This is a genomic window from Pseudozobellia thermophila (assembly GCF_900141855.1).
Classification (GTDB): Bacteria; Bacteroidota; Bacteroidia; order Flavobacteriales; family Flavobacteriaceae; genus Pseudozobellia; species Pseudozobellia thermophila.
In genome coordinates this window covers 118,125-144,198 of record NZ_FQYU01000004.1, presented here as the reverse complement: position 1 = coordinate 144,198, position 26,074 = coordinate 118,125, and the positions used below count along the sequence as shown (strand labels likewise).

Annotated in this window: 14 protein-coding genes; 4 read left to right on the top strand and 10 right to left on the bottom strand. The window is 48.2% G+C overall.

Translation table 11 applies throughout. From position 1 onward, the window contains the following. The first annotated feature begins 267 nt into the window (after positions 1-267). On the top strand, positions 268-6,396 hold the full coding sequence (locus tag BUB37_RS12500; RefSeq protein WP_072994158.1) for a malectin domain-containing carbohydrate-binding protein: 6,129 nt from the start codon (positions 268-270) through the stop codon (positions 6,394-6,396). Positions 6,397-6,468: 72 nt separating this feature from the next. On the opposite strand, the gene BUB37_RS12495 is transcribed toward BUB37_RS12500, so the two are convergent. The 6 genes from BUB37_RS12495 to BUB37_RS12470 form a co-directional block, all read right to left on the bottom strand. Continuing rightward, the gene (locus BUB37_RS12495) at positions 6,469-7,209 is read right to left on the bottom strand and encodes a tyrosine-protein phosphatase (RefSeq protein ID WP_072994157.1); all 741 of its coding nucleotides are present in this window, start codon (positions 7,207-7,209) and stop codon (positions 6,469-6,471) included. 198 nt (positions 7,210-7,407) lie between these two features. After that, positions 7,408-9,639, bottom strand: a complete 2,232-nt coding sequence (locus BUB37_RS12490) for a TonB-dependent receptor (protein WP_072994156.1) — start codon at positions 9,637-9,639, stop codon at positions 7,408-7,410. Between the two features lie 118 nt (positions 9,640-9,757). After that, positions 9,758-10,219, bottom strand: coding sequence for a hypothetical protein (locus BUB37_RS12485; RefSeq protein WP_139278110.1), 462 nt, complete (start codon positions 10,217-10,219; stop codon positions 9,758-9,760). A gap of 71 nt (positions 10,220-10,290) precedes the next feature. Then, positions 10,291-14,436 carry a non-ribosomal peptide synthetase gene (locus tag BUB37_RS12480; RefSeq protein ID WP_072994154.1) on the bottom strand — a complete coding sequence of 1,382 codons (4,146 nt, stop codon included), beginning with the start codon at positions 14,434-14,436 and terminating at the stop codon, positions 10,291-10,293. After that, positions 14,433-14,687 carry an acyl carrier protein gene (locus BUB37_RS12475; RefSeq protein WP_072994153.1) on the bottom strand — a complete coding sequence of 85 codons (255 nt, stop codon included), beginning with the start codon at positions 14,685-14,687 and terminating at the stop codon, positions 14,433-14,435. Before BUB37_RS12475 ends, BUB37_RS12480 begins: the two co-directional genes overlap by 4 nt. Continuing rightward, a complete protein-coding gene (locus BUB37_RS12470; protein ID WP_072994152.1) occupies positions 14,684-16,255 on the bottom strand; it encodes an amino acid adenylation domain-containing protein in 1,572 nt (523 codons plus the stop codon). Before BUB37_RS12470 ends, BUB37_RS12475 begins: the two co-directional genes overlap by 4 nt. Positions 16,256-16,647: 392 nt before the next feature. On the opposite strand from BUB37_RS12470, the gene BUB37_RS12465 reads away from it, so the two are divergent. Genes BUB37_RS12465 through BUB37_RS12455 form a run of 3 tightly spaced genes read left to right on the top strand, consistent with a single transcriptional unit; the run spans position 16,648 to position 22,978 of the window. Continuing rightward, positions 16,648-17,901 (top strand): HupE/UreJ family protein, encoded by a 1,254-nt coding sequence (locus BUB37_RS12465; protein WP_170863165.1) that lies wholly within the window; start codon positions 16,648-16,650, stop codon positions 17,899-17,901. Positions 17,902-17,925: 24 nt separating this feature from the next. Continuing rightward, positions 17,926-22,287, top strand: a complete 4,362-nt coding sequence (locus tag BUB37_RS12460) for a non-ribosomal peptide synthetase (RefSeq protein ID WP_072994150.1) — start codon at positions 17,926-17,928, stop codon at positions 22,285-22,287. Beyond that, entirely contained in the window at positions 22,274-22,978 is a 705-nt protein-coding gene (locus tag BUB37_RS12455; protein WP_072994149.1) for a 4'-phosphopantetheinyl transferase family protein, read from the top strand. Before BUB37_RS12460 ends, BUB37_RS12455 begins: the two co-directional genes overlap by 14 nt. A 6-nt stretch (positions 22,979-22,984) precedes the next feature. Here BUB37_RS12455 and BUB37_RS12450 read toward each other — a convergent pair whose 3' ends face one another. The 4 genes from BUB37_RS12450 to BUB37_RS12435 all read right to left on the bottom strand — a co-directional run bounded on the left by BUB37_RS12450 (position 22,985) and on the right by BUB37_RS12435 (position 26,063). Next, positions 22,985-24,292 carry a DUF3570 domain-containing protein gene (locus BUB37_RS12450; RefSeq protein WP_072994148.1) on the bottom strand — a complete coding sequence of 436 codons (1,308 nt, stop codon included), beginning with the start codon at positions 24,290-24,292 and terminating at the stop codon, positions 22,985-22,987. A gap of 16 nt (positions 24,293-24,308) precedes the next feature. After that, complete coding sequence (locus BUB37_RS12445) at positions 24,309-24,521, bottom strand: DUF4266 domain-containing protein (protein ID WP_072994147.1); 213 nt, start codon at positions 24,519-24,521, stop codon at positions 24,309-24,311. Next, positions 24,518-25,498, bottom strand: a complete 981-nt coding sequence (locus BUB37_RS12440) for an FAD:protein FMN transferase (protein WP_072994146.1) — start codon at positions 25,496-25,498, stop codon at positions 24,518-24,520. Before BUB37_RS12440 ends, BUB37_RS12445 begins: the two co-directional genes overlap by 4 nt. Before the next feature lie 223 nt (positions 25,499-25,721). Further along, complete coding sequence (locus BUB37_RS12435) at positions 25,722-26,063, bottom strand: hypothetical protein (RefSeq protein ID WP_072994145.1); 342 nt, start codon at positions 26,061-26,063, stop codon at positions 25,722-25,724. Between the last annotated feature and the right edge of the window lie 11 nt (positions 26,064-26,074).

The window sequence follows — 26,074 nt, the reverse complement described above, 5'->3', positions numbered from 1 at the left end:
CCCATAATTGACGGGCGTTATGGGATTGGAGATTTTGGTTGCCCACACTTCCCCTCACTTACATCATACGATGTTTTTACTTAACCGAACAGGTTGTGGTTTTTAACAGTTGTAGGAAAAGGTAATGAGCCTTTCTCGAGATGGTGTACTTTATCGATGTTCGCCCTTGTTTAAACGAATATAGGTAGGGTATTCTACTCCAAAGGTGTTATTAAATTACCTTTATCGGCTGGAATTGGAACACCAGGGAAACACTTATATGGAACTATGAAAAGAAAATACACTTTTTTTACACCTATTTTATTTTTACTTTTTTTTGCTGCCGGAATTTGTGAAGTAAGGGCCCAGTTGCCCGATCAATTTACCAAAGTGGATATCGTAACCGGATTGTCAAATGCAACTACTTTTAAATTTGCGCCGGATGGCCGGATATTTATTTTAGATCGTTTCGGGGAAATTCTTATTTATAAGCCCGATGAGCAATATACGGTTTCAGCTGGAGTCCTGCCCGTTTACCATGAGCACGAGGACGGGCTGGTCGGAATAGCCGTTGATCCCGATTTTGAGACCAACAATAAAATCTACTTGCATTACGCCCCTATCGACTTTGTCGGTTACAGGGTTTCAAGGTTTAGCGTCGTAGGCGATGCCATCGACTTTTCCTCGGAAGAAATTATTATCCAATGGAACACTTCCCGATCGGCCTTATGGCATTCCGGTGGGGATATGGATTTTGATTCCCAAGGCAACCTTTACATCGCCACGGGCGACAATACTACCTATGGGAGTAAATACTTTGCCCCTCTTGACGAAGATAATTCGGATTACAGCGCAGAGAAGGCCTCGTCGAATACCAATGACCTAAGGGGTAAGATTTTGAGGATCAAACCCGGTCCCGGTAGTAGCTATACAATTCCAAGCGGAAATTTGTTTCCCCCGGGAACACCCGATACCCGACCCGAAATTTACGTGATGGGAGCCAGAAACCCCTATCGTATTTTTGTGGACAAGGAGTATAACGATTGGTTGTTTTGGGGCGAGGTGGGCCCCGATGGGAACGAGGCTGGGGAATTGGGACCCGAGGGACTCGACGAAATCAATTTGACCAAGGAAGCGGGCAATTACGGTTGGCCCTATTTTTCGGGAACCGATAACAATGATCCCTACCTCATTACTTATGCCGATACACCCTACTATAACGATTGGCAAGCCCCCAAGAACATCTCCAAATGGAATACAGGGGCAACCGTTCTCCCTCCGGCGGAACCTGCCTGGATCGAAAAATTCCATAAATGTTATTTGGCAGGGTTTAGATATAACTGGGTAGACGACGACTTGTTGGACAAACAGCGCTTACCTCAAGAGTTCGACGATATGTTCTTTTACTTCGATTTCAATTCAAGTCGTATCTGGGCGGTCGAAATGGCGGCCGATGGGAGTATTCTTTCGGAAGAGATGCTGACCGATGATGTTTTTCCCGGAGATGGCAATAACAAGGATGGTTATATCGATATGGAACTGGGCCCCGATGGTAAAATGTATATTCTGGCCTATGGCGAGGGGTGCTGCCCCCAGGACATTCCCGATGGGATAGGAAGGCTTATTCAGGTCAATTATACGGGCATTACTACCAATTCACCACCCCATGTCGTAATGGAAGCCGATGTGACCAACGGCCCCTTGCCCCTTACCGTTAACTTTACAGGAGACCAGACAACCGACCCCAATGGCGATTCACCCCTTACCTATGAATGGGATATCGATGTGGACGGTACCGTCGACTATACGACGCCCAATATATCGCATACCTATACCACGGAGGGTACCTATACGGCTCAGCTAAAGGTGACCGACCCCGATGGGGCTGTGGGAGCCAAGACCATTAAAATTTACGCAGGTAACACCCAAGCGCAATTTAGTTTTAATTCCCCCGTCGACGGCGGGTTCTTTAATTGGAACGACGATGTCGATTTTAATTTGGTCACTACCGACGCGGAAGAGGGTATTATCGATTGTGAGGATGTAAATGTCGTCCCTTCCCTGGGCCACGAGAACCATTTTCATGACGTAGGAACCATCGATGCCTGTACTTCCAGCATCAACCTAGGTGACGGCGACCACCAAATTGATGGTGAAATGGATATCTACTTTGTCCTAAACTCGAATTATACCGATAGTGGCGGACTCATTTCGAGGGGGCAGATAAAGCTTCATCCCAAACGTAGGGAAGCCGAATATTTCGATACACAAAGTGGGGTCACCATAATTCCCAATACCTATGCCTTGGAAGGGGCCTCCAGTGCGATTCAAGTCAACAACAATTCATACATGTCCTTTACCGGGCGTAATTTGTTGAACATGAACGCCGTCAAGTATTTGGTCGCCTCCGAAAAGGCAGGAGGCACCATTGAGTTGAGGTTGGACAGCCCAACCGGCACCTTGGTGGCCACGACGACCGTTCCTTCCACCGGGGGGAACGACAATTGGCTCCACATTCAAACCCCTATAACCGATCCAGGGGGTAAGCACGATCTTTATTTTGTATTTAAAAATGCTTCCGCTTCCCAAGATATATTTCGATTGAATTATATCGAGTTCTTGGGCGATGGGGTTTCGGAAGACAATACCCCGCCCGAAGTCCATAGGGTAGAGGCCAATGGTAACAACAGGGTAGAGGTGAAATTCTCGGAGTATGTCGACGAAGCTACGGCCGAGAACGCGTCGAACTACGTAATTAGCGATGGTATAACGGTACAAAGTGCCGTGCTTCAGGCGGATGGTCAGACCGTTTTTCTCAACACATCGCCCCTAAGTTCGGGTATCGACTACAGTTTGGGTATTTCGAACGTTAAGAACACCAGTGGCGTGACCATGGTGGCCGACAGTTTTTCTTTCTTTGTCTTTAATGAAATCAGGATCAATGCCGGAGGGAGCCAAATTACGGGACCGGGAGGAGCGATTTTTGAAGCGGACACCTATTTTAATTCCGGTAGCAAATACATTAAAACGGTTCCAGTGGAAGGAACGGATGACGATACATTGTATCAAACAGAGCGTTACACCAGTAACAAGGGTTCATTCGGTTATGAAATTCCCGTCGCGGTGTCGGGCGAGTACGATATTCGCTTGCACTTTGCCGAGATATTCTTTGGTGTCGATGAGGATCAATTGGACAAAGGGGCCGGATCGAGGGTATTTGATGTGGTGATCGAAGGGGAGAAGGTATTATCCAACTTCGATATACTGGCCGAAACCGATCCAGCGACCGCTTTGGTCAAGGATTTTGACAATGTTACCGTGTCGGATGGGGCTGTCAGTATCTATTTTAACGGAATCGTACAAAGTCCAAAAGTCAACGGTATAGAAATTTTGTCCAAGGATGCCTTCGAAGGAGGAAGTACGAATGCCAAGATCCAGATCATTTCCCCATCCAATGGATGGGATGTCAACCAACCCTTTGATGTGGCCTTTGCCGTTGAAAATTGGGTCATTAACGAGGACGATACCCATATCCACTACTTTATCGATGGGGTATTGGTCGATAAGTACTACGGTTACGACCCGATTCCCATTGACGGTTTGAGCTTGGGCGAACACGTTATAAAAGTGGAGCTTTTTAATGCCGATCACACGGGTACGGGCATTTATGACGAGGTGACCGTAAATGTTACGGCGGCGATTACGTGTAACGAAACCGAGTTTCCCGAATCGTGGATAGTTCACGAGTTTGATCCCAACCCCTATACCGTGGTCTATACCTTTGCCGATCACGATTTGGACGGTGATGGCTTAAAGGATATTGTTACCGGTGGCTGGTGGTACAAGAATCCGGGGTATGCATCGGGGGACTGGGAGAAAAATGAAGTCGGTGGCGACTTTAAAAATGTGGCCCATGTTTACGATTTTGACGGGGACGGTGATATGGACCTATTGGGTACGACAGGGGCGTATAAAGGCGTTCAGTTGGTTTGGGCCCAGAACGATGGTGAAGGCAATTTTACCGTTTACGACAATATCCCGGCGGGGGACTCGGATTATTACGAACCGTTTTTGGCGGGTATAGCGGGTGGTGTTTTTGACAACACCAATACCTATAGAATGGCCATCAACTGGAACGGGGCCGAATCGACGGATTCGCCGATTCAAATGCTTACCCCTCCCAATAAATCGGTGATTACGACCGAAGAGTGGAGTTTGATTGACATCAGTCCCGATTCCTCGGGCGAGGATATTCAGGCGGGCGATATCGATCGCGATGGTGACCTCGACCTGTTTCAAGGGGTAAACTGGTTGCGAAACAACGGTAACTTAAGTTTTGAAAAATTTGAGACTGGTATCAATGATGCCTATGTAACGACGGCGGATCGGGCCCAATTGGCCGATTTTGACCGCGATGGCGATCTGGATGCCGTAGTCGGACAATTAAGTCTTGGAAGCGGAGGAAACGGTACGGGGTCAAAGACGGAATTCGCTTGGTTCGAAGCACCTGCCGACCCGACCCAACCGTGGATACGACATGATTTGGCCGACGATATAAATGGAAGTTTAAGTGTTTATGCCGTTGATATCGATTTTGACGGGGATAAAGACATTGTCGTAGGGGAATGGCTGGGAGATCACCGTCTGATCGCCTTTGAGAACGACCTTTGCGGTTCGGGAGGCTTCAACAAGATCATCTTGGACGATGGGGCCTTGGGCTACGAACACCACGATGGGGCCAGGGTCGTCGATATCGATGCCGATGGTGATTTGGACGTGGTATCCAATGGGTGGTTGAAAGACAAGGTCCTCAGAATTTATGAAAACACGACGATTCGGCCGAGTGACGATAGGCCCATTGCCTATGCAGGCGAAGACCGTATGGTACCTCCTTCCAGTAACGTCACGCTTAATGGTTCCGGTAACGATCCCGATGGGGGCACCGTAAGCTTCCAATGGACCCAACAAAGTGGTCCTTCGGCAACACTTACCTCACCGAATTCGGCGAGTACGACTACAGGTGCCTTAGAGGAGGAAGGGGTGTATGTGTTCCGGTTGACCGTTACCGATGATGAGAATGATACGGCCTTTGACGAGGTGACCATTACCGTTTCCGAAGGCTCGCTCACCACCCGTATCAATGCGGGAGGCCCTTCTCTTACTTTTGATGGCACCGAATGGACCGCCGATCAGTATTCGAACGGGGGAGGGGTATTGACCAACCCGATAGCGATTGCGAATACAACGAACGACCAGTTGTACCAAACGGAAAGATACAAGACCAGCGGGGATTTGGTTTATAACATTCCCGTTGCCAATGGCACCCATACGGTTAACTTGCATTTTGCCGAAATTTATTTTGGTGTTTCGGGCGATGGTGCGGATGGAGGAGCTGGTTCAAGGGTATTCAATATCGATGTTGAAGGTCAGGAGCAAATTGATAATTATGACATATTTGTTGCTGCCGGTGGTGCAGCCACCGCCGTGGTAGAGACTTTTTCCGATATAAGCGTATCCGATGGATACATGACCATTACCCTTAGTCCTGTAACCGAAAACCCGAAGATTTCGGGAATAGAGATCGTTCAGCCCATAACCGATGGGGCACCTATCGTGGAAGCTGGCGACGATGTCGTAATTGTCTTACCCGTAAACAGCGTGGTACTCAATGGCTCCGGATCAGATCCCGATGGCGGACAGGTTGTTTATGGTTGGACACAGGTAAGCGGACCGACAGCCTCCCTTAGTGGAGAAGATACCTCAAGTCTGTCGGTAAGTGAAATGCAGGCCGGTGTCTATGAATTTATGCTAACCGTTACCGACGACGAAGGGGAATCGGACTCCGATAATGTTATGGTCAAGGTTGTGCCCGAAAACGGGGTATTGGCCGTTGCAGAGGCTACTCCAAAGGAAGGGGAAGTTCCCCTTGAGGTTACCTTTACCGGTAGCAATTCGATTTCCATGCAAGGGGAATTAAGCTACCTGTGGGATTTCAAGGATGGGACAACTTCTACCGAAGCAAATCCCGTACATATTTTTAACGGAACAGGGACTTATGAGGTCGAATTGACGGTAGAGGATGCCGGAGGTAACACGCATACCGATATCATAACAATTACTGTCTTAAAGATTGGGGAAGGACCCAAAATGGCCATCATCATGGAGAAAAACCCCGTGGTCAACGGTACGGCCAGTTTTAGATTGGTGAATCAACCTGAAGATGTGGTTTTTATGGGAATCAATCTACACGACAGCCAGGGCAGGCTTATGAACAATTACAGGGTCGATGAGATAAATATGCTGAATGACGATACCTATCAAATTTCGGTGGATGGATTGCCCGATGGCCTGTATTTTGTACGTATAGCAACGAACAAGGGTAAAGTGTTGACCTTGAAACTGTTGATAGACAACTAATACGGTCCGAACAAGTATAAAAAAAGGGGTGCGCATCGCACCCCTTTTTATTGGTTAAACGCGGGCATCGATTCAATAAAAGACATCGATCGTGTTGTTGATGATGGGCAACAATTTCTCAAGGGTTTTCGTCGAAATGGTAACTTGTTTAAGGGTGTTGAGTTGATTCATGTTGTGGATATCCGATCCCAAGAAATCAATAAGGCCTTGGTCCAATAGCTCGAGGGCCACCTTAGACACTTCCTTCCCGTAAAAATCGCCCAATGACAACAGGTTCATCTGAAAGAGGATGCCTTGGTTTTTATATTCTCCGTACTTTCTTTTTTTATGGTGAAGGAAACCATAACGTTCGGGATGCGCCAAAACGGGAAAATAATGTTTTTCCATTATCTTGATAAGGGCTTCTTCAAAGTTGATGGGGGGCTGTAGGTAGGACATCTCGAAGAGTAAATAATCCTTCACCAGGGGCATGGCCGAATTGTTGGCCAACAAATTCTCGAAATTATCGTCGATCATATGTTCGGCGGCGGCCTCTATGTGAACATCCCTTAGGTCTTCTTTTTGGATGCCGGCCAATAAATGGTCCAGGGCCTTGGTAATGCTACCTCGGTCATTGGGGTAATAGTTGTTCATGATGTGGGGAGTGGCAATAAACCGTGTTATGCCCATTTCGGCGAAACCCTTAATGATTGCAATGGATTCGTCAACGGACTTGGAGCCATCGTCTATACCGGGCAGAATATGGTTGTGTATATCGACAAGCCCCTCGAGATAATCGATTAAGAATTTTTTTCTGTTGAAAAAACTGAACATATAATCTTGGTATATTGTGTGGCTATAAACCTAACGTATAAAAACAACTCCTATTACCATTGGCAATTGAAGCTACAAAGATAAGGTAGAAGAAGGATACGGCTAACAAATACGGTTGGCCGATTTCCAGACGGCAGTGGTCAAAAAAAAAGTAGTGGAGGTTATCCACTACTTTTTGATTTTGGGTCGCCACCGATATTAAAAGTTCACCGAAATCTTGCCCCTTATATAAAAAGGGGTTCCCGGCGTAAAATGAATCTCTTCAAAGGGCTGCGCTTCATTGAACATTCTGCTCTCCGTTGCAAATTGGGTCTCGTTCCATTCGGTATCGAAAAGGTTCTCGACAATAAGGCCCAAGGTCCAATTTTTAATGGAATAGTTCAGGTTTAAATCAGTGATAAAATAACCATCGGCGATAATCGATTGGTCTTCGTTGGCTGGGCGATCATCGACAAGGCGATAATTGATTCCGCCCGAAAAGTTGCCCAGGTTCCTGAACGATAGTCCGGCCGAAGAGGTCAGGTCGGGGGCAAGGGGGATATAATCCGCGCCATCGGGCTCATCTATGCTCCTGGCATGGGTATAGTTGATATCGCCGTTAAAATAGAGCCAATCGGCCAATTGATAGCGCAATCCCAGATCTACACCGTACCTACGGGTCTTTCCACTGGGTTCCACTATTCCTGCATCACCGACATATACAAATTCTTGTTGCAGGTAGAGGTACCACAAGGCGGCGTTGATCACCAATTTATCGGTCGGTTTTATAATAGTGCCCAAATCGGAGCCAAAGGCCAGGGGAAGAATCTCTTCCCCGCTATTGGCGGTAACCACCCTGCTGTCATTGGAATGGAAACCTATACCCGATTTCGAGAAGAACTGCACATTGGGCGATGCCGCATAAATCAGGTTTAGCTTGGGGCCTAAAAATAATTTGTCCTCACTTTGGTTGTCATAGGCCTCGCTCAACAGGTTTTCATAGTCGAACTTAAAATAATCCAATCGCAGCCCGGGATTGATCGTCCACTTGTTCTTTTTGTAGGTAAGGTCGAAAAAGCCGTAAAGGTTAAGTTCGTCGACATTGCCATAAGCGAGGCGTTCCAAAAGGGTTTTTCGGTCTTTGGTTCGCGATAATTGTACATCGTTGACATCGTCATACCTGAATCCCAGGCCCGATTCGTACCTTAACTGCGAATCGTGGTCGCCGATATGGAACGAACGGGCGTAACTGGTTTCGGCACCGATCAGGGTGCGGTCTTCCTTTTGTCGAATTTGGTCCCCGTTTACCGGGTCCTCAAGAAAGAAGGTGAAGTTTGAAAAAAGCTCAAAGTCGTATTTCGTGATGTAGGCCTTTGATCGTACGCTGGAATGCTCGTCTATTTGATTGGTGTGGTTCACAAGAAGATTGGTCCTGCTCGTGTTTCCACCCTCCGTATCGTCTATGGCACCGAACCTACCTATCAGGCCTTGGTCGACGGCCCGTTGCGGAATTTGGCCCGAGGCATCCCATTTGCTTTGAAAATGAGATACCGTAAGCGTCAGGTCCTGATTGTCGTAATCGCTGTAATTATAGCGTCCCATGAGATTGATGCGGTTAAAGTTCTGGGACGAGTCAAAAGGACCATCGGTCAGTACAAGTTCTGAAGCGATATAGGCATTGCTGAAGTCGCCTTCGGCTACCTTGAACATGCCCAGGGTGCGGAGCGTATTGAACTGCCCCGCCTCTAAGGAAATCGTGTTCCCGTCGATTTTCTTCTTGGTCTTTAAGTCAATATAACCAGCAGTGTTAAAGTTTCCGTGGTTGGCATAATAGGGACCTTTGCCAAAATCTAGGTTGTCGATGGTTTCCGGGATAATAAAGTGCATGTCGGCATACCCTTGCCCATGGGCGTGCGAAACCATATTTACGGGCAACCCATCAACATTGATGGCCACATCGGTGCCGTGGTCCACGTCGAAGCCTCGAAGGAAAATTTGCTCGGCCTTACCGCCACCGGCATGTTGGCCGATAATCAAGCCGGGAACTTTTCTGAGTATTTCCTGGGATGATTTCACGGGACTGGTTTTGATATCGACATTGACAAAATTACTCAGTGCGTTCGCCTTGGAGACCAAAACTACCTGGTCTAGCGATACAACCGCCTCTTCCATGGTGATGTTGACCGTACCGTTGAGCAGGTCTTCGGTAATGGTCAATTGGTGGTTCTTATAACCTATGCTGTAGAAATAGATGAGGTCTCCGACCGATACATCGTCAAGTTCAAAATAACCGGATACATTGGTGTAGGTGTAGCCTCCGGTGGTCTTATTGTACACACCGACGCCCTCAAGGGCCGCCGTCTTTTCGGATTGTACGGTTCCGGAAAGATAATGTGCTTGCAACGGGGCACACGATAGGATTAATAGTATTAGGGGATATAACTTTTTCATTTTATATGTTTAGGATAATAAAAGGGTCATGCATAACCCGGCGTCACCTAATGGAAAGGTGATGCCCATGCATTTCGTTTCTCTGGGTATCTGATCAAGTGACTGGCTAGGCCCCTTTTTAAAACGGGGCGCTAGTCATTTTGAAAGCATTTGGGTGCTTCGGTGGCTCCAGGGGAATTTTGGGGTACCCTTCTTTCAATTTGTTTTCTACCGCACCGAAATTTGTAGTCTCGGGCGGAAGGAGCAAGGGCGGAAAGGTGTATCGATTGGAATGGAGATGTTTATCAAGTTTGGGGCTTTTATAAACGGATTCCTTTTGATTTTTGTCGCCGTCAAAGGCGCTAAAGAGCGAGTCGATAAAATTTATGGCTAAATGATCATGGGCATCATCGGTGCGTTCCTGGGCATGTTCGTGATAGGTATGCGTTTTGTGTTCGTGCCTATGGTCCAATAGGGTATCGGGTGCTTCCAAAAAATGGGATATGCCGTGAAGTATGCTACCAATTTCACGGTGTATCGGACTTGCCAGGTAGCAAATGCCGATCAAGAGGGCCCCATATTTTGTTAAGCTCGCTTTCAAGATGTTCGAATAGTGGTTGGTTGTGCCATTTGTTCGGTTCTTCCTTATTTTTTTAATTCGATTGCAAGGTTTTAATTTTCCAATAAAGTTGTCAAGGTTTTTTCTATAAAATTTGCATACGATGCAATCGTCGGATATTCAAAAACCTTGTTCAAGGGAAAATTCATTTCTATTTCCTCGTTTATTCTGGCCGTTACACGAATGGCCGCCAACGAATGTCCCCCAAGGGCTATAAAGTCGTCATGGATGCCTATCTTTTTTAGTTGTAAGACTTCTTTCCATATACCTTCCAATAGCTCCTCGATTTCATTTCCAGGGGCTTCGTAAGGGGTACTCATCTCCAATTGGACGCTAGTTAGGCCTTTTAGGGCCGATTTGTCCATTTTTCCGTTCTTGGTCAATGGTATTTCGGTCAAATGCTTAAAGCGGGCCGGAATCATATAAGCGGGTAATTTTTTGGCCATGGACAGCTGGATTTCGTTTACCGATAAGTTCGGGTCGCCGGTGTAATACGCTACGAGCCTACGGGCATCCATTGTGCTATCGGGCGGTTCGATATAACCGATCTCTTTTATGATTCGATTGACCTCGATCTCGTCGATAAGCTCATTGATTTCCTCCAAGCTTTCGTTCCGTGTTTTATGCCCAAGGCGGACATCCCAGCTATAGGGAAAGGAATAATTGCTGTAGCCCATTTCTTTTTTATGGACATGGATGCCCACTTGGTTGATAAGGCAGTTGGTCGATCTACCGGTATCGGTCGGCCGCTCCCAACCTACCTTTTCCTTGAGGTAAAGGAGCATTTCGGATAAGCTGACATTGCTGAACCTATAAAAATCGACAAACTGTACTTTCTCGAATGTTTGGTCGTCATCGAAGATCGAAGTGTCGAGTAGTTTCTTTACTGCATCGGATTCTTGATGGTACAATTTGCGGGCCTCCAATAGGGTGTCGTCGATTTTGGCGGAGTCTAAATTGTCGTCCCAAAACAGCTCCTCCGTCAACCGGGTCTCGAACAATTGCCCTCGGGAGAGTCCTGTGACTATGAATGGGATTTGCTTTTCCAAGGCGATTTTGGTGCTCAGGGTGTAAATGGTCTTAAAACATCCGTTACATACGTTTTTATGCCTCTGCAGGCTATCAACGAAGATTTCGTTCATATGGGGCGTTTTTCCATACATATGATCCACATTGAGCCGAGTGACGATCCGGTCGATATTGGCCTTGGCCTGCGGGGAAATATACCCGTTGTCCAAGGTAAAGGCCAATACCTTTAGTCCCATATTGATAAGGCGGGCGAGTACATAGGTACTGTCCTTGCCCCCGCTAAGTAAGGAGATGCAGTCGTAGTCGGGATTTTGCCCCCTTTTTGAGGTGAGCAAGGCCACCAACTGTCCGTCGTTCCTAAAATGGCCATCTACCTTTTCCTTGTACGAGTCAAAGGCCCTGCATAGATGGCATACACCTTGGCCGTCGAAATCGGTGCCAGGGTAGTTGGATGGCAGACCGCACCTCGAGCAGTTTATGGTTTCTTCTTCGGGTTCGGCGGCCTCGGTCTCGATCAAAAGCACGGCGCAATCGGCAATTCCTTCGTGTTCCACTAAACGGGCTTCTATTTCCGATAATTCGATGCGATGGCCCCTAAGCTTGACCTGGTCGTCCTTTCTGCCTAAGTATTCAAGCTCTCCCTCTTTGTTCGTCCGGACCAGGTCGCCGGAACGGTATAGTTTGGTATGTTCTGCTAAGGGATGGTCGATGAATTTGGCGGTGGTCATGTCCGCCGGTCCGACATAGCCCGTGGCAAGCCCGATACCACCGATGTAAAGCTCGCCGGGCACCCCTTGTGGTACCTGGTTTTCGTATTCATCAAAAACAAAGGCCTGCATATGGTCAATGGGGTGGCCAATGGGTACCGAGGCTCCTTTGTGCCTGGCAGGATCATAACGGGTGGCGACACAGCCTATGGTCGCTTCCGTGGGGCCGTACTCATTGAATATTTTAATCTCTTTCGAAAAAGATCGGCTAATTTCCTGCGCCAAGGAAACTTTCAGGTCTTCGCCTCCTACGATCAAGGTATGGAGGACGGAGGAAGCCAAATCGCGTTTTCGCAACAAGGCCAAATGTGACGGGGTAAGTTTTATGGTGTTGGCCAAATTGTCGTCCATTACCCTAAAAATAGAGGTGTCGGCCCCCCTTGGGTCTTCTTTGTACACAACCAATTGGCCTCCACTGATAAGGGGCAAAAAGACGGAAGTAACCGTAAGGTCGAAACCTATGGACGTAAAGAGGGCAAAGATTGTGTTTTTATCGGTGGCGTAGGTTGCTTTGGCCCAATCTAAATAATTGGCCAAGCCTTGGTTCGTTATTTTGACACCCTTAGGTTTGCCCGTACTGCCAGAGGTGTAAAGGATATAGCATATACTTTCGGGCTTGATAGGATTTTGGGGGTTGTCCGATCTCTGGGATTCGAGTTCAGGGGCGATGTGCTTTAGGTTTAGGCTATTTTCAAGCCCGATTATCCCTTTTTTCCGCAGGTTGCAGTCGGTCAGCACGAGGCAGCACCTCGAGTTCCCCACGATATAGGCAAGTCGTTCAGAAGGTTGGTCCGAGGCAATGGGCACAAAAACGGCCCCGATCTTCATAAGGGCCAAAACACTGATGACGTATTCGGGACTGCGATGCATGTAAAGGGCTACCCGAGACCCCTTGCCAATGTCCTTTGTTCTCAATAAATGGGCCAGTTGGTTGGCCCTTTTGTTCAAGAGGTGATAGGTGAGAATTTGGTCTTTGGATTGCAGGGCAATGGTATGGGGTTTTTTGTCGACCCATTGCTCAAACTGTCTTAGAACGGGAACCCCAGGATAACCATTTGTTTTTTGGGTTCCGGTTGTTTCCTGTTTACGGTCATTGCCCATTAACTTCGGTTTTCCTATGGGCAGTTCAATATGGGCTAGGAAGGCGTCGAAGAGGCTTAGAAAATGTTCGGGAATGCGACTTGCCCTATCCTCATCGAGCAGGGAGTTTTTTATGTCAAATGCCAGTTGAAACCCACCGCCCTTCGTAAAATCGTAAACATGAAGGCGTAAGCTGTGGCTGCTATCGATATGTCCGTTATGTACCCAGTTGACCGAAGTAGGTAGCCCGTCGAAATCGGAAAAATCGACATGTATGTAATTCAAGAGGGCAGTGCTGTTTTTTTCCTTGACCGAAGCTAACCTGCCGGGGCCGATGTGGCGCAGAAAAACATGGGTCTCTGCCCTCACGCGTTGGAGTACCGAATAAAAGGTATCGTTTTCCCCAATTTCAATGGAGAGGGGAAGAACCTCGATAAAGAGTCCCGGTGTTTGCTGAAACCTTCGGTTACCGCGGTTATGGGCAGGGGCTCCTATGGTCAATTTTCTTTGGCCGCTTACCCGGTATAGAAATATAAAATAAAGGCTTGCGAAAATAGTGAATAGACTGGAGTCTTCCGTCCAGCTCCTAACTCTCGGGTCCTTGGCCAATTGTTTGAGTTGCTCTGATCGCTTTGGGCCCAGGCTTACCTCTATACGCCGTGCCTTCGTTGTATAAGGGTCGTTCGCTTCTCCGTACAGTTTTTCGAGGTTTTCCTGATCGTCAACTTTTTTCTTCCAATAGGCAAGGCTGGCCTGATTTTTAGGGTTGTTGCCTTCCTCTTGCTCAAGCGCCGCATAGGAGGCGAAGGAAGCCGAAGTCGGCAACGTGGTGCCCTGACCGTTGCGCATGCGCCCGTACAGGTCGGCCATACGGTTGAAAAGAATGGAATAGGTAACCGCATCGGTTACCAAATGGTGCAGTTTTAAGAACCATATATACCTTTCGCCTTTTAGTTTTAGAAGGGCACTTTCAAAAACGCGCTGCGAAAGGTCGATGGGGGACAAGGTATGCTTTTTGACCCACTGGTCTACCTCGTCTTTTGTGCTTTGGGTAAAGTCGATTACCTGCAGGTTGGGGGCCATGGTGCTTTTTATACCTTGTAGGGGAGACGAACGACTTTCGGTAAAGTAGGTTCTGAACACCTCTGTTTGGTCAATAAGTTGGGCAAAGGCCTTTTTAAAGATCGTTTCGTCAATGCTTCCTTGTATATCAAAGGTATAGACCACGTTGTGCAAGGGAGCTTTCGGATGCATTTGTTGTCCGGCCCACAGTGTCAACTGACTTTGGGTGAGGGGGTGTAAATTATCGGGAAGGTGGTTCATTGGGGCCGTGTTTTGTGTTCTTTCGAACTTGTGATGTAAGCCATCATGTTCTCTATCGTCATAAAATTTTCCAGAACCATATCTTGGGGGGGAATCTGGATTCCGGCCTCATTTTCAATATAATTAATGAGTTGCATCATTCCCAAGGAATCGATGATCCCGTTGCCCAATAGGTCTTCGTTCCCGTCGATCGTTGCCAAGGTTTCGTTGGCAAGGTGTTCAATAATAAATTGTGCTATCTTATCTTTCATCTTGGATCCGGGTCTAAAAGCGCGTTTATTTCCTTCCTATTTATCTTTCCCGAACTGGTCCGGGGCAAATCGTCAAAAAGTTCAATAATGGCCGGAACGGCATAGAGGGGTAGGTGAACTTTGCAAAATTCACGAAGATGGGCGGCGTCGATTCCTTCCGCATTCCTTAATTTGACCGCCGCAGCCAGTTCCTGTGCTTCTTTTTCCTTGTTTATAACGACCACGGCGGCTTCTTCGACGTGTTTTTCCCTAAGCAAGGTTTGCTCTATTTCATCAAGCTCGATGCGATAGCCCCGTAATTTTATCTGTCGGTCTTTCCGCCCTAAAAACAAAAGTTCCCCATTTTCATTTTCCTTGACCAAGTCGCCGGTCCGGTAGTAGATATGTTCGTAGCCTTCGGCAATCTTTATTTTGTGAAAGGCCCTGGTGGTAAGGGGTTCGTTGTTCCAATAACCTGCCATTAAGGTGGCCGATCGTACGGCCAATTCACCTTCATGTCCCCTGGGGACTTCCCTTTGCCGGCTGTCGAGGACCATGTATTCCGTATTGGCCCAAACGGTTCCGATGGGTATGTTGTCGTTCGGGGCGGGTAATCGGGTGACAGGATAGAAGGTACATAAAATAAGTTCCGCCGGGCCGTACAAGTTGGTAAAACGGATATGGGGCCACTGCTCCATCAGCGCGCGTAGGTGCTTGGTAATGAATACCTCACCCGCAAAGAAAACCTGTCGTAATGCCCCGAAATCGTGCTGTTGTAGGCTGTTGCTTTTTAATAATTGGATAAGCATAAGGGGAACCGAATACCATACGGTTATCTTTTCGTCCGCCATCATGGCGGCAAGACTGGCCGGAAGCTTTAAGTACGCATCGGGGATAATAATGGTCTTGGCCCCGACCAAGGGGGCCACAAAAAATCCGAACGTAGATGGGTCGAAATGGAGAGGGGCGGGGTTGCCAATAATATCGTCGGGCCCAAGATCAAAGGTATGGGCCATGATTTGTGCCAAACTCAAGACGCTGGAGTGCGTGTGCATAATTCCTTTCGGAACCCCCGTCGACCCGGAGGTATAAAGAATTAGGGCCAGGTCGTTGGCCAAAACGTTGACATTTTGGCCAAGGGTCTTGGGCAAGGAATAAACAGCTGGCCAAGAAACGGTCTTCAACGTCAGGGACAAATCGCAGCCTATTAGTCCCCGAACAGAGGTGCCATGGGCCATAATTTTTTCGATCCTTCGATTTTGCTCCGGTGTGGTGATAATGTGTGAGATTTGGCAATCGCCTACGATGCGTATCGTACGGGAAGTAGGCACAAAGGGGTCTAAAGGAACATAGGCGCCCCCGGCCTTTAAAATACCGTAAACGGCAATGGCCGTCTCTAGGCAGCGGTTCATAAAAATACCTATCCGGTCTCCCTTTTTTACCCCGTCCTGAATCAAATAGGTGGCCAACTGATTGGATTTTGCATCCAATTCGCCAAAGGTAACCGTATCGGTCAGGCATCTAAAGGCCTCGCTGTCGGGAGATTTCGATGCGGCCTTTTCAATTATATGGTGTAAATTGTAAATCAATGGATTGGGTTAATTTAATGTTGGCGCCAATAAAATGATCCCGACCGAAACATGGATGTGTTTTCGATTTCACGGCACAGTTAAAGATAGTCTAAGATTTTATCGGGCTCAAGCCCAGAAAGGGAATATAATCCGATAAAACTTATAAATCATCGAAAAAAATACGTGTTAAAATTCAATTTGTCTAATAATTCGTGATATTCATCTAATTCTTTTCAATTCGGAATTTGGGAATTGAAATTTTTTATTGCAATGAACTAAGGGCATGCCATTCAAAAAAATGCCTTCCTGTCCCGTTACTTGAACTCTAAAGGATATTTTGTTGACTCTTAAGGGAGTAGAAGGGAATGTTAAATAAAAATATAGCAAAATTCTGTATCTTCTCGAATGTTATGAAAAAACTACTTCCCTTATTGACGATTTTCCTTTTACTGCCACTGATCGGATTTTCCCACCAACCGAAACAAAGTCTAATATACCTTAGGATATATGAAGAAACCGGTATCGAGGGTAGGTTCGAGGTCAATGCCAACGAGCTTGTCAATGTATTTGGATTGGTGTATGGCCTCAACCCGACCATAGACGAGGTAAGGCCACATCAAGACCGTATACAGGCCTATCTTTTACGGCATGCCAAGTTTTCTTCCGGACCGGAGGCTTTTACGATTGTCTTTACCGGGGAAATAAGCAAGCTCGATACCGATTTCGGCGACTTTATAAATTTTCACTTTAGGCTGGAGCCCTTTACCGACCTTCCGGATGAGCTTACCATTGCGTATACCGGTTTTATGGAAGAGGACCCGTCGCACCGCTGTCTCATAGTAATGGAGTACAATTGGAAGGCCGGACTCATCAACAACGAATCTTTGGTCGCCCTCGATCTTAGCAAGGACCGGTCCATGGGGACGATTTCGTTAACGGAAACTTCTTTGTGGAAGGGGTTTATGGCCATGGTAAGACAGGGAATGTGGCATATATGGATAGGCATGGACCATATTTTGTTCCTCTTGGCATTGATCCTGCCCTCGGTGGTACGCAGAAAGCGGGACCGGGTCGCTGCTACGGGGCCCAGGGGCGCCAAACTTGGGGGAGACCTTCTCGGTTGGGTGCCCGTGGAGAAGTTCAGGCCGGCATTTATGTACATTCTCAAGATCGTAACCTTTTTTACCCTGGCCCACACCATTACCTTAAGTTTGGCCGCATTGAATATTATCGACCTGCCTTCGCGGCTAGTCGAATCCATTATCGCTTTTTCGGTAGGTTTGGCGGCCTTGCACAACATTACTCCCATTTTTAGGGGAAGGGATTGGATCATAGCCTTTGTATTCGGACTGTTCCACGGCTTCGGCTTTGCCAGTGTCTTGGGCGAATTGGGTTTTAAGGGGGAGTATCTCTCCCTCTCTTTGGTAGGGTTCAACGTTGGGGTGGAAATCGGCCAGATCGTAATAATTGCCCTGATTTTCCCCATACTATACCTGATCAGAAACCGCAAACTTTACCCCAAACTTCTTGTGGGGCTTTCCGTACTGCTGATTCTCGTTTCTACCTATTGGTTTATTGAACGGGCCTTTGACGTCGATTTGCCACTGGATGAGGCTGTCAACCGCCTTCTTTATCCCATAGCCAGGTTTATCGGTCTGCTGTAATTTAATACTAAATCCGTACTATTCTTGGAAGATAAAAACACAAATGGGTCCCTTTTAAGTAGGTGGAAGAATAAGGATAAGGCCTTGCGACAGTCCATTCCGAAAGCTCCGGAGGGCGTGGCCATTCCCTTGTCGAAAGGGCAACAGCGTATTTGGTTCTTACAGCAGCTGTATCCCGACAACCCTTTTTACAATTATTCGGAGGCCTTGCACTTTAAGGGGAAATTGAATAGTGTCCATTTTAAGGCATCCTTGGCCAAGGTCTTTGGCGATGCCGATATTTTGAGGTCGTACTATCCTATGGTCGAAGGGCGCCCCGTAATGAAAATATCCGATGATCTACCCCAAATAAAGGAAATCGATCTTTCGGGTCTGCCCGAGGAATTGGCGGCCAAAAAGCTGGAAGTTTTGATGGAAGAGCAATCGCGTACCGCCTTCGACCTGGAGGTTCCTGAAATGGTAAGGGCCGCCTTGATCGACTTGGGAAAGGATAGGTACGTTCTTTTTTTGACCATGCACCACATGGTCATCGATGAATGGTCGATAGGTATCCTTAAACGGCAACTGGCCACACATTATAACAACCTGGTCGACGGATCGGTCTTACCCGAAACCTCGCCGCCCCTGCAGTATCAAGATTATGCGTTTTGGGAAAGGCAACAAGAGGTAAGGCCCGAAGGACTGGCCTATTGGAAAGGCGTTCTTTTCGGAGACATACCGGTCCTCGATTTGCCGACCGACTTTCCAAGGCCGGTGCGCCCCCAATTTAGGGGGCGGCAGGAAACCCGGACGCTTTCGGCCGATACGTCTTCCAAAGTTTTGGACCAAGCCAAACGATTGGAAGCGACACCCTTTGTCTTTTTGTTATCGGTGTACTACATCCTGTTGCACCGATATACCGGACAGGGCGATATTTTGATAGGTACGCCCATTTCCAAGCGAAATACAAGGGAGCTCGAGAACACCTTGGGTTTTTTTATAGATACGATCGTACTGCGTAACCCCATAGACCCTTCGTCAACGGTCAAGGAGTTGGTGGGGCAGGTTAAAAGGAACACTTTGGAGGCCTTTTCCCATAAAAACGTACCCTTTGATGTTTTGGTAAGGCAAATGAAGGTAGACCGTTCGCTGGCCATCAATCCCTTCTTTCAGGTGATGTTCCTTTACCATCCGCAAGAGGAGGTGCCCTCCTTCGGTGATGAGGTCCGTTTAGAGGAGGAAACCGAGTTCGACAGCAAAGTGGCCAAATTCGATTTGACCCTTTCAATAAAGGAAGTCAAGGGGCAATTGGCCCTGACCTTTGAGTACGACACCGACCTTTTTACCCTTGCCACCGTCGAACGAATGCTCGCACATTTTGAACTGCTGCTCTTGGGAACCTTGCATTCAGATGAAGCCCCGATCATCGATTTGCCCATGTTGACAGCCGCGGAAAAGATCTTCTTTTTCGAAAAACCAACGGAAGAAAGTACGCCCTTTTCGGCGTATACCGCCATACATCAAATAATTGGGGACCTTGCAGGCAGGTTTCCCCTAAATAAGGCCGTAACGTTCGAAAACGCATCGTTGACCTATGAAATGCTCGATAGCAGGGCCGATAAGCTCGCCTTTGAAATACTGGACCGTACGGCGGGCCGTAACGAAATAGTCGGACTTTGTGCCCATCGGTCCGTTGAAATGATCGTAGGGCTCTTGGCCATCTTAAAGGCAGGGTGCGCCTATTTGCCCATCGATCCCCATTATCCGGTCGAAAGGATCAACTTTATGCTGTCCGATGCGGGATGTACGCAAATTCTTGCCCATGGTTCCTTGGGCTCGCTTTTTGAAGGAAGGAAAAATATAATCCATTTGGATGGGCCGGTACATTTTGATGTTGACAAAGGCATGAAATTGCCCGAAGTCGATGAAGATGGCCTGGCCTATGTGATCTATACCTCGGGAAGCAGCGGAAAACCCAAGGGCGTTGCCATTACCCACAAGAATATTATAAGTTCTACCGCTGGACGGCTGAAGTTTTACCCAAAGCCCCCCGAGGCCTTTCTTTTGATGTCTTCGATTTCCTTTGACAGTGCCATGGCCGGTATTTTTTGGACCTTGTGTACCGGAGGGAATTTGGTAATTGCCGAAAACAGGATCGAGCAAGATATCTTACAGGTCGAAAATAGCATAGCGGACCAAAAAATCACCCATACCTTGATGCTGCCGTCCCTGTACCATCTCCTTCTCAAGCACGCCACACCCGAAAGGATAGCTGGCTTGCAAACGGTTATTGTGGCCGGGGAGGCCTGTGCCCCAGCGGTATGTAGAACCCATTTCCAGGTTTTGCCCCATACCGCTCTTTATAATGAATACGGACCTACCGAAGCGACCGTATGGTGCACCGCGCATAAAGTCGAACCTGGCGATTCAGGGAATACCGTCCCCATTGGTAAGGCCGTGGCCGGGGCCAAAATATATGTACTCGGCCCCAAAATGCGTTTAGTGCCCTACGGGGCCATCGGCGAACTGTTCATCGGCGGGCCCGGCTTGGCGTTGGGTTACATCAATCGCCCAGCACTTACCGACAACGTCTTTCTTGATAGTCCGTTTTCCTATGGCCTGCCGACCAAGCTTTACAAGACCGGGGATCTGGGCAGGTTCCAAAGCGACGGGGCCCTTGTATATATGGGCAGGGTCGACCAGCAAATCAAACTAAGGGGATTTAGGGTCGAACTTGAAGAGGTCGGAAAGGCCCTTATGGATGTTAAGGGGGTTGGGGAGGCGGTAGCCTTGGTAGAAAACCAGGGGGGCGTCGAGGCCGACATAGGAGGTATTACAGCTTACAATACAAAGGATGTCGCACAACTTTTGACACGTTTGCGGGCCTTGCTTTCCGATGAAGAGCTTGATGGATTATTGGCTTCCCTCGAAAAATCGTGGTCGGAATCAAATGGGCATGGGCCGTATGAAAAGTTACCAATAGATCGGCCGGAAGGGCATGGTGTCGAGGGGAGGGTCGGACGCCTATCGGAGGAGGGGCGAAGCCTACTGCTATTACGGGCGGAACGGATGGGGGCGGAGAAAAGCGGGGCGACCAAATCCCCTACGACAGGCAGGCTACTGGCCTTCATAACGGCCGACGAAGAGGTCGATATGGAAAGGCTCAAGCGTTCATTGCGAAAGACCCTTCCCGATTATATGCTGCCTTCACGGATCATCGAGGTAGAAAGCCTTCCCTTACTGCCCAATGGTAAAGTCGACAAAAAGCGCTTACTGGCCATGGTCCCCTCAAAAGGAAGGCCGGAGGAGGAAAACCCGCTACGGGAAGAACCGGGGCCAAGCGATGCCGAGGCCGGGTTGCTGGCGATTTGGAAAGAAGTTTTGGGGTTGCCTGAAATCGGCCTGAGGGACAATTTCTTTGATATAGGGGGCGACTCTATCCTAAGTATCCAAGTAATCGCCATGGCCCGTGCGGCCGGAATGCCCATAAGGCCCAGCCAATTGTTCGAACACCAGACCATTGCCGAACTGGCACATTCCGTTGTGCTGGAAAAAAACAGGGCGGGAAAAGCGGAAGGGAACAACGGGTTCAAGCATTTGGTGGCGATAAGGCCGACAGGGAGCAAGCCTCCCTTGTTTTGCTTGCACAGCGGGGGAACCCATTTCTTTTTTTACAATCTATTTGCCAAACACCTTCAGGCCGATCGGCCTGTATATGCCTTACAGGCCTCGCCCCACGAAGGAAACCTGGTCATACACGACAGCGTTGCGGCCATGGCCCGCGATTTTGTTGCCGAAATACGTAAGGTTAGTCCAAATGGCCCCTACCATTTTATCTCCTACTGCTACAATACGGCGGTAGGCCTTGAGATGGTTCGGCTTTTGGAAAAGGAATCGGTACCTGTCAATCTGATAATTGCCGATACGATGGCCGATTATTTAAGTTTGTTTGCCCCATCGAGGACCCCACAAAGGGCCGCGGCTTTTTTAGACCGGTTCAAGAAGGCGCCACTACGAACAACCCTGCGATTGATAGGGAGTAAACTACTCCGGCCCCTAAGGCAAAAACTGAAAAGGGTCGCGGTGTCGCCCAGTGAAAGGAAAATACAGGTCTTGCACAACAACCATATAAAAATTTACCGCGCGTATCAATGGCAGCGGATCCACGGTGGGGTGCAGTTATTGTTGACTTCAAAAAAGAATACCGAATTCAACGAAATGTTGATCGCCTCTTGGGAAAGGTTGACGGGAAAATCCGTAGAGCTTGAACCGATACAGGGGCATCACAACAGCCTTTTCCTGGAGGGCGATGTAGCGGTTACGGCGGGTGCCGTCGATAAATTGATGTCGAGGTTTGAAGGCATGACCGCCAATTCACGAATAAGTCCATCAAATGAAGTTGCTTGAGAACGACATCCAGGTTTGGTTTTTTAGCGTGGATGATTTCCAGGGGGACCTAGGGCTTTATAAAGCGTTGTTGTCAGATGAAGAGCTGCAGAGGTCCCAAAAATTCAAATTTGAAAGGGACAGGAAACTCAATGTGATGGCCCGAAGTGCACTTAGGATATTGGCTGGTCGGTATTTGGGGCGTGACCCCGGGTCGCTTGGCGTTGCCTACCAAGAATTCGGCAAACCTTATTTTTGGGAACACCCAGGGCTTCGGTTCAATATTTCACATTCGGATGCATTTATCGTCCTGGCATTCGGTATGGATGCCGAGCTAGGCGTCGATGTGGAAAGGATAAAAACCGGTTTTGATGTGCTCCGCATTGCCCAAAACTTCTTCTCTTCCTCAGAAATGGACAGCCTCGATAAAATGCCAAAGGAAAATAGGTACCTGGCTTTTTATCGCCTGTGGACAAGAAAAGAATCGTTTATAAAGGCCAAGGGTAGCGGTCTTTCCTTTCCTTTGGCGTCGTTTTCGGTCTCCATCGGCGAGGAAGCCCGGCTATTGGCCACCGAATGGAACCCTGGGGAATGCCGTGAGTGGAGCATGCGTTCCTTTCGCCCGGCCCCGGGCTATATCGGGGCACTTTCGGTTCGGGCACCCATAAGGAAAATAGGCTATTACCAGTGGCAGGGCGCCGACCTCGTTTAACCTCCTTTAGTCGAATACGAACTTGAAGCCACCTGTAGCAATGATCGAACTGAATTCGGTATCGCGGTCGTAGTTGTAAAACTTCAGGTCGATACTCTTTAGGCCTAAATTGGATATCCGGATTTTGGTAAATATATCGGTATACGAAATTCCGATACCATACTGATGGGCCATGTATTCGGACAGGTCGTGATCGGAGGTGTAGAATTCCTCGGAGGAAAGGTGCGCTTCATGGCCGGCGAAATAATCGGCCTCCGTTTGATGGTAGAGCCTGTAGGAAGGGTAGAGGGTAAACCGGTCCGATAGTTTTATGGGAAGCTCCACACTTGCCGTATGGGAGGCGATTCCCCAATCGTCGAAATAGTAGCGATAATACGACCTCAGGGTGACCGAGGGCGAAACAAACCAGTTCAAGCGTCCTCCCAGGGCCAATTTAGACCGGGTGTCGGGGAGTCGCTCGATGTCGTCGGCCAATTGAAAATTCTCGACGAAGGAGTCTTGAATATCCGAAAAATATACCCTTTGAAAGGGTGTTGAAAGAAGGCCTTGCTGTCGTATCACATCCAAAGAAACAAGCCCCTGAAGCGTTTTGCCCAAGATTTGGGAGAGTCCGATACCTATGGCATAGGAGTTTCTGTTGCTTTTTTCGAGCTCGGTGAAGTTGGGACTGTAATCGGTGTTCCCGGTAATTTCGCTGCTTCTGAATTCACCGATTCCGTTTTCCATGAAGGGACGCAGTTCAATGGGATAGATGAGCTTCCATTTGTCGAGGTAAATAGTGGTGCTAAGGTTTACTTCGGTATTTTTTTCATTGAAGAGTTTGGCATAGCTGCCCCCGAAGCCAAAGGAAAAATAGTCGTACTCGCTCGACACCGATAAACGGGCCGACCATATATCGTTTCGATCATCGGAGCTATGCGAATAGCTACCGGTAAAATTGACCCAGGTATCCGACCTTGAGGCTCCGGTTGTTGCATTAAATGGATCGCCCTGGGCATTGCCGTCGAAGGGATTCACATTGCTCGAGGAGGCCGAGGTGTAGGCCGAAATGCCGGCATCCACGGTTAAAACGTCATCATCGTTAAGGGGGATCGAGACAATGATCGTGGCCGTGGCATCGCTAAGTTCTTCGGTACCCCTGCCACCGGTTACGGCAGCGTTCCCACCATCTTGCGAATAATAACTGGTTAGAAAATCGATTTCCGAACTTTCGAGTACTCTTTGCTTGTAGTCGGGCGTCGCCTCTTGGGCGCAAACGCGAAGGGCGCAGAGCAAAATAGCGGTAAATACAAGGCTGCTTTTTATTTGGGCCATCCGTTTCCTTTTTTCGTTAATTACAACCGCAGCCACCCCCGGTTTTTCCGCCATTGGCCCCTACGGCTGCTTCCCTGTACGAGTGCATGGTGCTTACGTTGCGGTCTACCTTTTTCTCCGACAAGACCATTTCAGGGTCGTTGATATTTACTTTTTGATATTCCTTGACCGTTACACAACTGGCCGAACAGCAGCCCAAGGCCAGAATAATAAAAAAATAGTTTTTCATAGGTCTTTGATTTCAATATTGTCAGATGTAAAAATGCGTCCCCGGTCATCGATTACGATGCATTCGGTATTCGGTATTTGGTTGATCCGATCAATACCGGTGTCCTTGCCCATTACAAAAACGGAGGTGGCCAGGGCATCGGCCAATTCGGCCCGGGGTGCGAATACGGTCACACTTGCAATACCTTTGGAAGGGTAGCCGGTTCGCGGGTCTATGATATGGGCATGGCGTTGGCCGTCTAGGATCACGAATTTCTCATAATCGCCCGAAGTGACCACGGCACCGTTATGTAACGGAAAAAGGGCAAAAACCTTGTTCTTGTCCATGGGATTGGTGATAGCTACCTGCCAGGCCTGGCCATTCGGTTGACTGCCCCAGGAATTCATATCCCCACTGGCATTTATAATGCCCGCGGTTACCCCTCTATTTTTGAGCAAGGCCTTTGCCTTGTCGGCTGCATAGCCCTTCCCAATGGCCCCGAAGCCGATTTTCATCCCCTTCGTACGTAAAAAGACGGATTGATCTGTCGGGTTCAATATAATATTTTGAAACCCCACCTTCGATACCGAGGCCCGTACCTGCCCTTTGTCGGGCATGCGCTGGACGGAACCATCGAATTTCCAAATGTTGTCCAAGGAGGCATAGCTGATATCAAAGGCGCCGTCCGTGGCCTTTGAAAGTTCGATACATCGGGCGATGAGGTCAAAGAGTTCCCGGTCTACAAAGACCGGCGCCAATCCCGCATTTTTGTTGATCAGGGAGGTTTGTGATCCAGGGTCCCAGGAAGAGATCAGTCTTTCTATTCGGGTAATTTCTTCAATGGCTGTATTTATATGGGCTTGAGCTGACATCGAATCCTTGTCTACCACCGTAATATCGAACCGGCTCCCCATTAGTTTAACGGTACGGCTATAGGTGTCCTGTCCCCGAGCCAATAAGGCGGATAGGAAAAAAAGAAAGGCCAGGCTTTTGAGCAATGTTATCCCTTTTAAGTTATGCGGTCTCCCGCCACTATTCAAGACATAAAATTACATTTTCTATAGGGATTTATCGAACTATGGACGGAAAGGATGGTGGGAAAGGGCATGGCGGCCATTAACATTCGGCCCTAAATCGCAAGAACATCCATGGGTATATAAAAATAGGCCGCCCGATGGTACGGATCGTACCGGTCGGGCAGCCCGAGTTGACCACTCTGATCTAATTAAGTACTAATTCGCCTGTTTCCAGGGCTTTGCGGTAATTGGCCGCCACAACGGCATGACTGCCGAAGAAGCGGTTGCCGTTCACTTTTTTCAATTTGATTTCCTTGCTGCCGTCCTTTTTCTCTTCAATGGCGGTTACCACTACCTTTTGGCCCTTAAGGTTCTTGTAGTTCGCGATACCTCCTCTTTTGATAATAAAATTGGCCCTTGGAAAGTCGATGTGCTTGTAGGTTCTTGCGTCCGGACTTCCGATTTCAAGTACATCCCCGACATTTACGTTTTCTTGGGCATTGAGCATTACTCCGGAGAGGAGAAAGGGAATTACATATTTGATCATACGTTTGTAAT

Excerpts from the sequence above, each read along its gene's own strand:
- BUB37_RS12495 (WP_072994157.1), bottom strand. The coding sequence starts at position 7,209 with ATGTTCAGTTTTTTCAACAGAAAAAAATTCTTAATCGATTATCTCGAG.
- BUB37_RS12490 (WP_072994156.1), bottom strand. The coding sequence starts at position 9,639 with ATGAAAAAGTTATATCCCCTAATACTATTAATCCTATCGTGTGCCCCG.
- BUB37_RS12450 (WP_072994148.1), bottom strand. The coding sequence starts at position 24,292 with ATGGCCCAAATAAAAAGCAGCCTTGTATTTACCGCTATTTTGCTCTGC.
- BUB37_RS12445 (WP_072994147.1), bottom strand. The coding sequence starts at position 24,521 with ATGAAAAACTATTTTTTTATTATTCTGGCCTTGGGCTGCTGTTCGGCC.
- BUB37_RS12455 (WP_072994149.1), top strand. The coding sequence starts at position 22,274 with ATGAAGTTGCTTGAGAACGACATCCAGGTTTGGTTTTTTAGCGTGGAT.
- BUB37_RS12500 (WP_072994158.1), top strand. The coding sequence starts at position 268 with ATGAAAAGAAAATACACTTTTTTTACACCTATTTTATTTTTACTTTTT.
- BUB37_RS12475 (WP_072994153.1), bottom strand. The coding sequence starts at position 14,687 with ATGAAAGATAAGATAGCACAATTTATTATTGAACACCTTGCCAACGAA.
- BUB37_RS12480 (WP_072994154.1), bottom strand. The coding sequence starts at position 14,436 with ATGAACCACCTTCCCGATAATTTACACCCCCTCACCCAAAGTCAGTTG.
- BUB37_RS12435 (WP_072994145.1), bottom strand. The coding sequence starts at position 26,063 with ATGATCAAATATGTAATTCCCTTTCTCCTCTCCGGAGTAATGCTCAAT.
- BUB37_RS12465 (WP_170863165.1), top strand. The coding sequence starts at position 16,648 with ATGAAAAAACTACTTCCCTTATTGACGATTTTCCTTTTACTGCCACTG.